Genomic DNA, 13022 nt, shown 5'->3' on the forward strand with positions numbered 1-13022 from the left:
TTGCGTGCGTCGGCGAACCTGGTGAATTCGCGCGTGACACCGGAATCCGCGCACGCCGTGTCGTGGGCGGATTCCGGTTCACCGCATCGATTTTCGGACTGCGGTCCGTGCGACTCTCAGGACTTGCCGATCACGCCCGCCTCGGCGAGCGCCGCGAGCTGGTCCGCGCTCAGCCCCAGCCGGTCCGAGAGCACCTCGGCGGTGTGCTCGCCGATGGTGGGCACACCGTCGTAGCTGGGACCGTCGTAGCTGCCGAGGTGCAGCACCGGCCCCGGCATCAGCACACCCTTCATGATCTCGTTGCCCGTGATCTCGACGAGGGTGCGCTCCTGGAAGTGCGGGTCGGCGACGACGTCCGCGGCATCGTTCACCGGTGCGCTGACGACCTCGAACTTCTCCAGTGTCTCGAGCACGCTCGCCCGCGGCATCGAGCCGACCCATTCCTTCACCATCGCCTGCACCTCGTCGTTGTGCTCGAGGCGTGCGGCGTTGGTGGCGTAGCGGGGATTCTCGATGATCTCGGGCCGCCCCATCGCGGCGAACAGCCGCTTGGCGATGCCCTGGTTGGACGCCGCGATGGACAGGAAGCGCCCGTCCTGGGCCTCGTAGATGCCCCGCGGCGACGCCGCGCCGGTGGCGTTGCCGATGCGCTGCTGGATCTCGCCGAGCGCGGTGTAGCGCAGGAACATGTCACCGATGATGAACATCAGCGGCTCGTACAGCGCGACGTCGACGACGTCGCCCTGCCCCGTCCGCTCCCGCTTGTACAACGACATCGCGACGCCCATCGCGGCGGACAGCCCGGCGATGGAATCGGCGAACCCGAACGGCGGGGAGGTCGGCGGCGAGTCCGGCCAGCCGTTGACGTGCGCGAAACCGCTGGCCGTCTCGGCGACGGTGCCGAATCCCGGCAGGCTGCGATTGGGTCCGGTCTGCCCGAACCCGGACACCCGGGCCAGCACGAGCCCCGGGTTGTCCGCGCTCAGCACGTCGTAGCCCAGGCCCCACTCCTCGAGCCGGCCGGGACGGAACGACTCGACGACGACGTCGACCTCGGCCGCGAGCCGGCGCACCAGGTCGCGGCCTTCCGGCGAACGCAGGTCGATGCCGAGGGACTTCTTCCCGGCGTTGAGACGGGAGAAGCCCAGCGACAACCCCTCCTTCTGCGGAACCCACTGGCGTGCGAAGTCTCCGGTCGTCGGGTCCTCGACCTTGACCACCTCGGCGCCGAAGTCGCGGAGCATGCGCCCCGCGGTGGGGGCGGCATACATGGTGCCGAGCTCGAGCACCTTGACTCCCGCGAGCGGACCCGCAGCGGATGCGTTCATCGTCGTCTCTCCTAGCCTTGTCGTCCGGTTCGGCCCTGCCGAATGCGATGTTGCCGAATACCTTGCCGGCGAATCAGATCCGCCACTGGATGTGCTTGACCTCGAGGTACTCGCGCATCCCCCACTCACCGAGCTCGCGGCCGACTCCCGAGCGCCCGTAGCCGCCGAACGGCGCGTCCGGCCGCATGGCACCGCCGCCGTTGATCCATACCGTTCCGGCGCGGATCTTCTCCGCGACGCGGCGCGCCTCGACCGGGTCGTCGCACCACACGTTCGCGGCGAGACCGAAGGGGGTGTCGTTGGCGAGGCGGATGGCCTCCTCGGTGTCCTTGAACGGCAGGATCACCGCGACGGGACCGAAGATCTCTTCCTGCACCGCACGCGCGTTGGGCGGAAGATTGCCGAGCAGAACCGGATTGACGAACCAGCCCTTCTCGGGCAGCGGCTTGGTCACCTCGAGCAGCTTCCTGCCGCCCTCGGCCGCCGCGCCGTCGATGAAGCCCTGCACGCGGTTCTGGTGGTCGGGCCGGATCATCGGGCCGATGTTCGTCGCACGGTCCCACGGGTCGCCGACGACCATCTGGTCGAACGCCGACGCGCCGGCCTCGAGGAACTCGTCGTAGACCGAGTCGTGCACCAGCAGCCGGGCGAGGGCGGCGCAGCCCTGACCGCCGTTGCGGGACCAGCGCAGGTGCATCTCGACGGCGATCTTCTGCACGTCCACGCCGGGCAGCACGATGTTCGGCGACTTGCCGCCGAGCTCGAGGGTCACGCCGGCCAGGTTCGCCGCGGCCTGCTCCATGATCTTCGCGCCCACCCCGTCGGAACCGGTGAAGGACACCCGGTCCACGCCGGGATGCGAGGACAGCCGCTGCCCGACGTCCGCGCCGCCGATGACGACGTTCATCACGCCCGGCGGCAGACCCGCCTCGCGGATGAGATCGCCCAGGAACAGGGTGGTCAGCGGGGTGCGCGGGGACGGGAGCAGCACCACGGTGCAGCCGGCCGCGAGCGCGGCGCCGAACTTGAAGATCGCCAGGTTCAGCGGGTAGTTGTACCCGGTGATCGCCGCGACGACGCCCACCGGCTCGTACACGACGTCGCTCATCGTCGGCACCGGCTTGTCGTACTCGCCGAGATGGACGGTGCGGTCGGTCTTCGCGGCCTCGGCGGCCCACCGCAGGTGCTCGTCGACGGCCATCTTGACCTGCAGGTACTCGGCGAGCGAGACCGGCGTGCCGACCTCGTTGACGATCGAGGGCAGCAGCCGGTCGGCGGCCTTCTCGAGCACGTCGGCGAAGCGGTGGATGTGGCGGGAGCGCTCCTCGCCGCTCAGGGCGGACCACGCCGGGAAGGCGGCGCGGGCGGCGGCGACGGCGGCGTCGACCTGGTCGGTGGAGGCGCCGCCGACGGTGGCGATGACCTCCTCGGTGGCCGGGTTGTAGACGTCCCACGTGTCACCGGCGGGCTCGACCTCCCGGTCGCCGATCAGCAGGGTCCGGGTTTCGGGAACCCAGTCCTTCAACGGGAATTCGGTTTCGGGCGCTGCAGTCATCTCAGGCACCTTCCTCGGTGGTGGGGCGCTTGGCCATCAGGCCGACGCGCTCGAGCAGGCAGACGAGTTCGTCGCGCTGGTTGAAGCCGCGGTGTTCGAACCACACGATGCCGCTGTCGGTGCGGCTCTCGGATTCACGCTTCTTCAGGATGGTGGTCTCCGCGCGCAGGGTGTCGCCGTGGAAGACCGGATTCGGGAACTTGACCTTGTCGTAGCCGAGGTTTCCGAGCGTGGTCCCCATGGTCAGCTCGGGTACGTGGAACGCACCGATGAGCGCGACGGTGAACAGGCTGTTGACCACCCGCTGCTTGTGGATCGTCGTCTTGCAGAACTCCTCGTCGAGGTGCAGCGGCTGGATGTTCATCGTCAGCGAGGTGAACAGCACGTTGTCCATCTCGGTGACGGTGCGGGTCATCGAGTGCTTGTAGTGCTTCCCGACCTCGAACTCCTCGAAGTACAGACCGCGCATCACCGTTCACCTCTCCGTAGGATCGCCTCGGCTCGTTCGAGCCATTGAATTGCCTTGTCGTAGTGGGCCTTGTCGATGTGCAGGCCGCGATACCGCAGCGCGCCGACGCCCTCCGCCTCCGCCTTCTCGTAGGCCTCGGCGAGTCCGCGGTAGAACTCCAGGTCCTGCTCCGACGGGCTGAACACGTCGTTGACGGTGGCCACGTGGGAGGGGTGGATCGCAATCATCCCGCGGAACCCGAGCTGCCGGCCTCGCACCGCGAAGTCGCGAAGCCCGTCCAGGTTCTCGAGATCCTCCCACAGGCCGGTCAGGGCGTGGATGCCGGCCTCCCGGCAGGCCAGCAGCACCCGGCTGCGCAGGTAGAGGGTTTCGTGTCCCTCGGGGGTCCACTCGTAGCCGACCTCGCGGGCGATGTCGGCGTGCTCGGCCGACGGGCCGATCATGGCGCCGACGCGCGGCGACGCCGTGGCCACCTCGAGACAGTTGTGGATGGCCTTCACCGTCTCGACGGGCACGATGTACTCGAGCCCCGCCACCCCGTTGCGCAGCTCGAAGTGGTCGAGCAGCGCGTCGTAGCGCAGGACGTCGGTGGCCTGCTCGATCTTCGGGGCGAAGATGCCGGTCAGGCCCGGCACCACGACCGCCTCGAGATCGGCCCCGGTCAGCCGGGTGGCGAGGGGGTTGACGCGCACGAACAGCCCGACGTCCCGGTTGGACTCGCGCACCCGCGCGATGGACTCGGCGACGGTCGCGCGGGCGGCCGCCTTCTCCGCGGCCGGCACGGAGTCCTCGAGGTCGAGCACGACGCAGTCGGCGCCGGCCGCGACGGCCTTGTCCACCCACTTCGGGCGGTGCCCCGGGACGAACAGGATCGAACGATACGGCTGCACGTCGTCCTCCTAGTAGCTTCGCGGCAGGCCCAGCACGTGCTCGGCCGTGTAGTTGAGGACCATCTCCTGGCTGATCGGCGCGATCCGCATGAGCCGCGCCTCCCGGAAGTACCGCTCGACGTGGAACTCCTTGCCGTAACCGAAGCCGCCGTGGGTCTGCAGGGCGACGTCGGCGGCGTAGAAGCCGGCCTCGGCGCACAGGAACTTCGCCGCGTTCGCCTCCCGTCCGCACGGCAGGCCCTGGTCGACCATCCACGTCGCCTTGTCCAGGACCGCCTCGGCGGCGTCGAGGCGGATGCGGGCCTCGGCGAGCTGGAACGCGATGCCCTGGTTCTTCCCGATGGGACGGCCGAAGACCTCGCGCTGCTTGGCGTAGTCGACGCCGCGGCGCAACGCCGCCTCACCGATGCCGAGGGCGGCGTTCGCCGAGATGACGCGTTCGGCGTTGAGGCCGCCGAGGATGGTGCGGAAGCCGTGCCCGACCTCACCGACGACGTCCTCGTCCGCGACGAACAGCTCGTCGATGAACAGCTCGTTGGTGTCGACGGCGTTGCGGCCCATCTTGGGGATCGGCCGGATCTGCACCTTGCTGCGGTCCATCTCCGCGAACATCAGCGTCATGCCGGCGGTGCGCTTGGCGTTCTCGTCGCGGGGGCTGGTGCGGCACAGCAGGAGCATGCGCTCGGCCTCCTGCGCCTTGGTGATCCACACCTTCTTGCCGGACACCAGCCAGCCGCCGTCGACCTTCTTGGCGAACGTGCGGATGTTGGTGGTGTCCGTGCCGGCGTCCGGCTCGGTGACGGCGAACGAGGTGTGCAGCTCGCCGGTGACGACGCGCGGCAGGTACTTGCGCTTCATCTCCTCGGAACCGTGGTGGATGATCGGCTCGAAGCCGAAGATGCCGATGTGCACCGCGCTGCACCCGCCCATGCCGGCGCCGGATGCGGCGATCTCCCGCTCGACGATCGCGGCCTCGGTGACGCCGAGGCCGCCGCCGCCGTACTCCTCGGGGACGGTGAGACCCATCCAGCCGCCCTCGGCCATGGCGTTGTAGAACTCCCACGGGAACTCGTGGGACTCGTCGTGCTCGGCCCAGTACTCGTCGGGGAACCGCTTGCACAGATCGTGGATCCCCCGCCGGATTTCCTCGTGGGTCTCGTTCTTGCTGTAGTCCATCTCGGTTGCCTTTCCCGGCCGTCAGACCGCGGGGACCGCGGTGCGGTCTGCGTCGGAGACCGCGGTGCGGTCATAGGTGTCGGGGGTGATGCCCTCCTCGCGCAGGACCGCCTTGCGGACCTTCTCCGACGGGGTCTTGGGCAGCGCGCCGACGAATCGAAGGTAGCGCGGGATCGCGAAGGCCGGAATCCGGCCGTCGCACCAGGCCAGGATCTCCTCCGGACCGACGTCGCCGGTGCCGACCACGGTCGCGAGCACCTCGTCCTCGCCGCCCTCCACGTCGGCGGGAACACCGATCACCGCGCACTCGACGACGGCCGGGTGCCCGAGCACCGCCTGCTCGATCTCGTAGGAGCTGATGTTCTCGCCGCGACGGCGCAGCGCGTCCTTGTACCGGTCCACGAAGTAGAACCAGCCGTCCTCGTCCTTCTTGAGGGCGTCGCCGGTGTGGAACCACAGGTTGCGCCACGCCTCGAGCGTCTTCTCCGGCATGTTGTAGTACCCCATGCTGCACGTCCACGGTTGCACCGGACGCACGACCAGCTCGCCGACCTCGCCGACCTCGACCTCGCGGTCCGTCTCCGGGTCGACCAGGCGGATGTCGAACCACTCGGAGGCCGCGAGCCCCGCGGCCCCGGCCGGCCGGGGCACCCCGTAGGGCGCGACGATCGGCGCGCAGGTCTCCGTCAGCCCGAACGCATCGACGAAGGCCTCGATGCCGTAGCGCTTCTTGAAGTCCTCGACGATGGAGCTGGCCGTCGGCGCCGCGTACACGCAGCGCAGGCGGTTGTCGAGGTCGTTCTCGCGCGGCGGCTGCTTCCACGCAAAGTCCATCATGACCCCGACGAAGTTGGTGACGGTGACGTCGTCGTCGCGCACGTGGTCGATCCAGCGGCTCGCGCTGAACTTCGAGCGCACCACGGCCCGCGCCCCGGCCACCAGGGCGGGGTAGACCGCCATGAACTGGGCGTTGCCGTGGAACAGCGGCGTGGTGGTGAGGTAGGTGTCCTCGCGGGTGAGCCGGGTGAAGCACACCACCTCCTGCGCGAAGAAGTACAGCTGCGAGTTCGGCATCGCCACGCCCTTGGACGGGCCGGTGGTCCCGGAGGTGAAGAAGATCGCGCCGAGGTCCTGGGGCCGTGCCTGCGGCAGCTCCTGCACCTCGCCCGCCTCCAGCGTCTCCCACGCCTCGGCGTCCCAGCCGTTGGCGCGCAGCAGTTCGAGTGCCAGGTCGCGGTTTCCGGCTCCCGAGTCGACCACCCAGAACTTCTCGATGCCACGCGCATGCTCGGCGATCGCCACGAACCGCTCGGCGTAGGTGTCGTCGATCACCGCCCACCGCGGCTCGACGGTCACCACCTGGTGGCGGAGGAACTCGCCCTCGTAGTTGGTGTTGATCGGCACCTCGACGAGTGCGCCGACCGCGGTGCCGAACCAGGAGCGCACGAGCTGGGACGAGTTCTGCGCCATGATGATCACCCGATCACCCTGCTGCGCGCCGGCCCGATACCAGGAGCTCGCGATCCGTTCGGCGGAGGAGAGCATTTCGGCGTAGGTGAAGCGCCGATCCTCCTCCGGCGTGACGAGGAACTCCGAATCCGGCTGGGACGCAGCGTACGTGCGCAGCACGTGGCCCAGCGTCCAGTCCTCCGGGTCGGCGAAGGTCGGTTTCAGATCGGTGTAGGTCTGCATCAGGACAACTCCCGGTTTGCGGGGATCGCGGTGATCGACGGAACGATTTCCTTGCCGAGCCGGGAGATGGCGGCGATGGTCTCGTCCGCGTCCATCGTCGGCCACTGCGGACGCATCAGCAGCGGGTCGACCGGCATGGTGGTCACCAGGTCGGTCAGCTGGGCGACGACCTGCTCGGGATCGCCGACGACGGCGTGGCTCGACACCGCCTTGGCGAACTCGTTCTCGAGGTCGGTGCCCTTCATGACGTCCAGGCCCTTGTTCGCGTAGGTGAGGTAGCGGCCCTGCGCCACGCGGGCGTACTCCTGCATCGCCTGCTCGCGGGTGTCGGCGACCAGCACGTTGCGGCGCAGCGGCTGCGGGCCGAATTCCTTGCCCCGCTCGGCGAAGAGGTCCCGTACGACCCGGAAGCGTTCGAGCACTTCTTCTTTCGGGGTCTCCGGCGGCGTCGCGTACGCGTCACCGTACTTGCCGGCGCGGCGGACACCGCCCATCGCGTGCGCGCCGATCCAGATCGGCGGGTGCGGATCCTGCACCGGGAACAGGTGCGGCTTGACGCCCTCGAGCTGGAAGTACTTGCCGTGGAAGGTGACCTCTTCCTCCGTCCACAGCTTCTTCATGATCTGCAGCGACTCGTCGAACCGTCCGGCCCGCTGCTTGAACGGAATACCGAGGTAGTCGAACTCCTCGGGTCGATAGCCCAGGCCGGCACCGAAGATCAGCCGCCCCTCGGTGACCACGTCGAGCGTGGCGATCTCCTCGGCCAGCATCACGGGGTGATACAGCGGCGCGATCATGATCTGGGTGACGAGCTTGATGTGCGGCTCGACGTGCGCGGCGAGGCGCGCGAGCAGCGGCACGGGCTGCAGCCACCGCAGTTCCCCGTAGAGGAAGTGCTGGCCGATCGCGATGTAGGTGAAGCCGTTCTCCTGCGCCGCGTCGACGATGCGCAGTACGTCCTTGAACTGCTGTGCGGGGCTCACCGACTTCGGAACGTCGCTGAGCAGCAATCCGACCTGAACCATGGTCCTGTCCCTCCGGTCGAAGTGGTCGTTACTGAGCGGTGAGTCCGCCGTCGACCGGAATGGTCACGCCGGTGATGTAGCTGGCATCGTCGCTGTTGAGGAAGGCGATCACCGACGCGATCTCCTCGGGCTGAGCACCCCGGCCGAGCGGGATGGTGGCGACGAAGTCCTTGGTCAGGGCCGAGACGTCGGCGCCGGGCTCGCGCCCGAAGAACTGCGAGAGCATCGGCGTGACGACCTGGCCGGGGCAGATGACGTTGACCCGGATACCGTCCTTGGCGCCGACGAGCGCGAGGGAGCGGGCGAACGGGACGAGCGAGCCCTTGGTCATCGAGTAGATCGGGCTGAACGGCGAACCGATCAGCGCGGATGTCGACGACGTGAGGGTGACCGAGCCCTTGCCCTCCGCCTTCTTCAGCAGGTCGAAGCCGAGGGTGGTGGAGTAGTAGGCGCTCTTGACGTTGACCGCGATGTTCTTCTCCCAGTCGGCGTCGCCGACCTCGAGGCCGCCCGGGCCGGGCATGCCGACCTGCGCGTGCAGCGCATGGAGGACGCCGTGGTCGGCGTCGATCTTGCCGAAGAGCGAGCGAAGATCGTCGTTGTTCGTCGCGTCCACCCGCATCGGAGTGGCCTGACCGCCCTCGGCCCGGATCTCCTCTGCGACGGTGACCGCACCGTCCTCGGACAGGTCGGCGACGTACACGTGGCCGCCCTCCTGGGCGATGCGATGGCTGATCGCGCGGCCCATGCCCGAACCACCACCGATGATCGCGGCAATACGTCCCTCGTAACGACCCAGCATTTCGTTCACCTCGTTCTCGAGAAGTTCTTCGTTGATGTGCAATGTCAGGCGCGCTGATCGAACGTGCGGCCCAGGAGCTCGGAGACGATCCGGGTGCGCTGCATGGTCGGCGTGCCGCCCGCCAGCGCCCATCCGTGCGAATCGCGGTGCAGCCGTTCGATTCCGAACTCCTCGGTGTACCCGTTGCCGCCGTGCAGCTGGATCGCCATGTCGGTGACGCGCTTGGCCATCTCGTTGGCGGTGCACTTGGCGAGGGAGACCTCGAGCGGATCGGGCAGGCCGTCGGTGATGTTCGCGACGGCGCGATCGCGGAGCAGCCGAGCGGCCTCGACCTGCAGGACCATGTCGGCCAGGGTCATCTGGACGGACTGGAACTCGACGAGCGGCTTGCCGAACTGGTGGCGTTCCTGCACGTAGGTGACGGTGCGGTCGAGCGCCTCCTGTCCGATGGCCAGGCTCATGGTCGTGTTGCCCAGGCGCTCGATGGTGAACGCGCCGAACAGCTTCCTGAAGCCGCCGGCCTCGGCGACGATGTTCTCCTCCGGAACGACCACGTCGTCGTAGAAGATGTCGGCCGACGGAATGCCCCGGAAGCCCATGAGCTTCTCGCGTGCGCCGTAGCTGATGCCGGGCCGGTCGGCCTCGACGAGGACGGCTCCGATGCCCTTGGCGCCGGGGGCATCGCCCATGCGGCAGTAGGTGAGGTAGACGTCGGCCTCGCTGCCGTTGGAAATCCACCGCTTCATGCCGTTGACGACGACACCCTTGTCGGTGCGCACGGCCTTGGTGGTCATGTCGGTGGCGGCGGAGCCGGCGTCGGGCTCGGAGATCGCGACGGCCATGGTCTTCTCGCCGGCGACGATCTGCGGCAGGAACGTCTTCTTCTGGTGTTCCGTGCCCAGGCGGGCGATGGCCTGGGCCGGACCGGTGTTGGATTCGAAGATCTGGAAGGCCGCCGGCCGGCACACCTTCGCGAACTCCTCGATCACCGCCAGGGCGTGGGACAGCGGAGCGCCGGACCCTCCGTACTCCTCCGGCAGCGAGATGCCGAGATAGCCCAGCTCGCCGAGGAAGCGACGCTCGTCGTGCGGGAACGCGGTGCGTTCGAGATCCCACTGCGCAGCCTTCGGTGCGTAGCGCTCCCGGGCTACGGTCGCCGCGGCCGCACGGATGTCCCGGAGCTCGTCGTCGACGTGCGATGTCGCCATGTCCCCACCTTTCTGTGTTCATCATTAACCTAAAGTGCCCACCGGATGTGGTCAAGGTCACTCAGTTCGATGACTCACATACTAACCATGATAATGATTAAGAGGCAATCGCTTCTTTGGTCGATGGTCGCCACCCAGGCCCGGAAGGGTCGTCACCTGCGGAATTCGCGGCCTCGCCGGCGCCGCCCTGTCCTTCCCGCGCCTCCACCGCCTATTGTGCAATACATCACAATCGTTATCAGTTTCTATGGAGGTCACATGACGACACTCGACTCGTCCCCGAGGGCGCTGGAGGAGCTGGCCCGGCGCCTCACCCGGCTCGAGGACCGTGCGCGCATCCAGGACCTCGTCGCGGCCTACGCCATCGCCGTCGACGACCACGACCTCGAGACCCTGCTCTCGCTGTTCACCGAGGACGGCGAGTTCGAGCGCGCCGGCTCCATCGCCCGCGGGCGCGAGGAGATCCGCGAGTTCTACGTCGCCGCCATGGACCGCTACAGCCTGACCCTGCACTCGCCGCAGAGCGACCAGATCTCCGTCGACGGGGACCGCGCACGCGGATTGCTCACGGGCCGAGCAGAACTGGCGCTCGACGGGACGTTGATGATGGCGGCGTACCGGTACTCCGACGAGTACGCCCGCGTGGACGGCCGCTGGCTGTTCCGGCGCCGGGACCTGCGGTTCATGTACGCCGTGCCGTTCGAGCGGATGAATGCGGGCCTGTGCACGACGGAGCGCATCCAGTGGCCGGGCACCCCGCACCGGCGCGCCGACTTCCCCGAATCCCTGCCGACCTGGTCGACCTACCGATGAGGGCCCTACCGATGTGACGCGGGCCATACGATCGGTCGGAGAATGGTTTATAGTAACCATCATCATGAATTGATTTCCCGACTGGAGGAACGCCCATGACCCGCGCTGTCATCGTCGACGCCGTCCGATCCCCCACCGGACGGGGCAGAGCGCAGGGAGCGCTGGCCGGGGTGCACCCCAGCGATCTGCTCGCCCAGGTCCTGGCCGGGCTCGTCGCCCGCAACGACCTCGATCCCGGCCTGATCGACGACGTCCTCATCGGCTGCGTCAACCAGTCCGGCGAACAGTCCGCCACCCCCGGGCGGCAGGCCCTGCTCGCGGCCGGATTTCCCACGCACGTGCCCTCCGTGACCATCGAACGCAAGTGCGGCTCCGGCCAGCAGGCCGTCGACTTCGCGGTCCAGGGCATCACCGCCGGCGCGTACGACATCGTCGTCGCCGGCGGCGTCGAGTCGATGAGCCGGGTCCCGATGGGATCGGCGGCCATGGGCAAGGACCCGCACGGGCCCGCCGTGCGCGAGCGCTTCCCCGATCTCGTCCCGCAGGGCATCGCCGCGGAGCTCGTCGCGCAGAAGTGGGCACTGAGCCGGGCCGAGCTGGACGAGTACTCGGCCCGCTCGCACGAACGCGCGGCACACGCGCGCGCCGCGGGCTGGTTCGACGGCGAGATCGTTCCCGTCACCACCCCCGACGGCGTGGTGACCTCCGACGAGACCATCCGCGAGGGCACCACCGCCGGCAGGCTCGCCGGTCTGCCCGCGGCCTTCGACACCGACACGTGGCGCGAGCGTTTCCCCGAGCTGGACTGGAAGGTCACCGCGGGCAACTCCTCGCAGATCTCCGACGGCGCGGCCGCCCTGCTGATCATGTCCGAGGAGAAGGCGGCCGCGCTCGGCCTGCGCCCGCGCGCCGCGATCGTGGCCTCGGCCGTCGTGGGCGACGATCCCACCCTCATGCTCACCGGCCCCATCCCCGCCACCGAAAAGGTCCTCGCCCGGGCCGGGCTGTCCGTCCGGGACATCGCCGCCTTCGAGGTCAACGAGGCATTCGCCGCCGTCCCCCTCGCCTGGCAGCGCGAGATCGGCGCGTCCGACGACGTCCTGAACCCGCTCGGCGGCGCCGTCGCCCTCGGACACCCGCTGGGCGCGTCCGGTGCCCGGCTGATGACCACACTGCTCCACCACCTCGAACGCACCGGCGGGCGCTACGGCCTGCAGACCATGTGCGAAGCCGGCGGAATGGCCAACGCGACCGTCGTGGAACGACTGTAGAAACCCACTTCCGACTCAGGAGAAATCATGGACATCACCCAGGGATCGGCGGTAGTGACCGGCGGGGCCTCCGGCCTCGGCCTGGCCACCGTCAAGCGCTTCGTCGGCCTCGGCGTGCCGACGGTGATCCTCGACCTGCCCACCTCCGACGGGGAGGTCGTCGCCAAGGAACTCGGCGAGCTCGCCGCGTTCGCCCCGGCCGACGTCACCGATCCCGACGCGGTGAACCGCGCGCTCGACGCCGCCGAGGAACGCGCTCCGCTCCGGGCCGTCGTGCACTGCGCCGGCCGCGGTGGCACCGTCCGCGTCGTCGAGAAGGACGGCACCCCCGGTTCGCTGGACATGTACGAGAACCTGATCCGGATCAACCTGATCGGATCGTTCAACGTGCTGCGCCTGTCGGCCGCCCGCATGGTGAACAACGAGCCCGTCGACGGCGAACGCGGCGTCATCGTCCTCACCGCGTCGGTCGCGGCGTGGGAGGGCCAGATCGGCCAGATCCCCTACGCCTCCGCCAAGGCCGGTGTCGTCGGCATGACCCTCGTCGCCGCCCGTGATCTGGCCCGGAAGCTCGTGCGCGTCAACAGCATCGCGCCGGGCACCTTCGACACACCGATCCTGTCCCGGTTCTCGCAGGAGATCCGCGACGGACTCGCCGCCCAGACCCCGCACCCCGCCCGCCTCGGGCAGCCCGACGAGTACGCGAAGCTCGCCCTGTCGATCGTGGACAACGCGATGATCAACGGCGAGACGATCCGTATCGACGGCGCGATCCGCATGCAGCCCCGCTAGG

12 protein-coding genes are annotated in these 13022 nt (G+C 68.7%); 3 read left to right on the forward strand and 9 right to left on the reverse strand.

Annotated elements, in window-relative coordinates; all coding sequences use genetic code 11:
- Positions 1 to 116 precede the first annotated feature (116 nt).
- The 9 genes from ISO16_RS15200 to ISO16_RS15240 all read right to left on the reverse strand — a co-directional run bounded on the left by ISO16_RS15200 (position 117) and on the right by ISO16_RS15240 (position 10145).
- Positions 117 to 1328 carry a CaiB/BaiF CoA transferase family protein gene (locus ISO16_RS15200; protein WP_072636530.1) on the reverse strand — a complete coding sequence of 404 codons (1212 nt, stop codon included), beginning with the start codon at positions 1326 to 1328 and terminating at the stop codon, positions 117 to 119.
- A 73-nt stretch (positions 1329 to 1401) separates the two neighbouring features.
- A complete protein-coding gene (locus ISO16_RS15205) occupies positions 1402 to 2883 on the reverse strand; it encodes an aldehyde dehydrogenase family protein (RefSeq protein ID WP_072636531.1) in 1482 nt (493 codons plus the stop codon).
- A gap of 1 nt (position 2884) precedes the next feature.
- On the reverse strand, positions 2885 to 3352 hold the full coding sequence (locus ISO16_RS15210; RefSeq protein ID WP_029546556.1) for a MaoC family dehydratase: 468 nt from the start codon (positions 3350 to 3352) through the stop codon (positions 2885 to 2887).
- A complete protein-coding gene (locus ISO16_RS15215; RefSeq protein ID WP_006941636.1) occupies positions 3352 to 4242 on the reverse strand; it encodes an HpcH/HpaI aldolase/citrate lyase family protein in 891 nt (296 codons plus the stop codon). The genes ISO16_RS15210 and ISO16_RS15215 overlap by 1 nt, the downstream gene beginning before the upstream one ends.
- Positions 4243 to 4251: 9 nt before the next feature.
- Entirely contained in the window at positions 4252 to 5418 is a 1167-nt protein-coding gene (locus ISO16_RS15220; RefSeq protein ID WP_006941637.1) for an acyl-CoA dehydrogenase family protein, read from the reverse strand.
- Between the two features lie 21 nt (positions 5419 to 5439).
- Positions 5440 to 7110: an AMP-binding protein gene (locus tag ISO16_RS15225; RefSeq protein ID WP_072636532.1), complete on the reverse strand. Its 1671-nt coding sequence runs from the start codon at positions 7108 to 7110 to the stop codon at positions 5440 to 5442.
- Positions 7110 to 8135, reverse strand: a complete 1026-nt coding sequence (locus tag ISO16_RS15230) for an LLM class flavin-dependent oxidoreductase (protein WP_006941639.1) — start codon at positions 8133 to 8135, stop codon at positions 7110 to 7112. Before ISO16_RS15230 ends, ISO16_RS15225 begins: the two co-directional genes overlap by 1 nt.
- A 28-nt stretch (positions 8136 to 8163) precedes the next feature.
- Complete coding sequence (locus ISO16_RS15235) at positions 8164 to 8937, reverse strand: SDR family NAD(P)-dependent oxidoreductase (protein WP_196813340.1); 774 nt, start codon at positions 8935 to 8937, stop codon at positions 8164 to 8166.
- Between the two features lie 44 nt (positions 8938 to 8981).
- Complete coding sequence (locus ISO16_RS15240) at positions 8982 to 10145, reverse strand: acyl-CoA dehydrogenase family protein (RefSeq protein ID WP_029546558.1); 1164 nt, start codon at positions 10143 to 10145, stop codon at positions 8982 to 8984.
- Positions 10146 to 10403: 258 nt separating this feature from the next.
- Here ISO16_RS15240 and ISO16_RS15245 point away from each other — a divergent pair, with 258 nt between their 5' ends.
- From ISO16_RS15245 to ISO16_RS15255, 3 genes are all read left to right on the forward strand, one after another.
- The gene (locus tag ISO16_RS15245) at positions 10404 to 10958 is read left to right on the forward strand and encodes a nuclear transport factor 2 family protein (RefSeq protein WP_072636533.1); all 555 of its coding nucleotides are present in this window, start codon (positions 10404 to 10406) and stop codon (positions 10956 to 10958) included.
- 95 nt (positions 10959 to 11053) lie between these two features.
- Positions 11054 to 12229 carry a thiolase family protein gene (locus tag ISO16_RS15250; protein WP_050036072.1) on the forward strand — a complete coding sequence of 392 codons (1176 nt, stop codon included), beginning with the start codon at positions 11054 to 11056 and terminating at the stop codon, positions 12227 to 12229.
- Between the two features lie 27 nt (positions 12230 to 12256).
- A complete protein-coding gene (locus ISO16_RS15255) occupies positions 12257 to 13021 on the forward strand; it encodes an SDR family NAD(P)-dependent oxidoreductase (RefSeq protein WP_072636534.1) in 765 nt (254 codons plus the stop codon).
- Position 13022: the final 1 nt, after the last annotated feature.

The organism is Rhodococcus sp. M8, from assembly GCF_015654185.1.
GTDB lineage: Bacteria > Actinomycetota > Actinomycetes > Mycobacteriales > Mycobacteriaceae > Rhodococcus > Rhodococcus aetherivorans.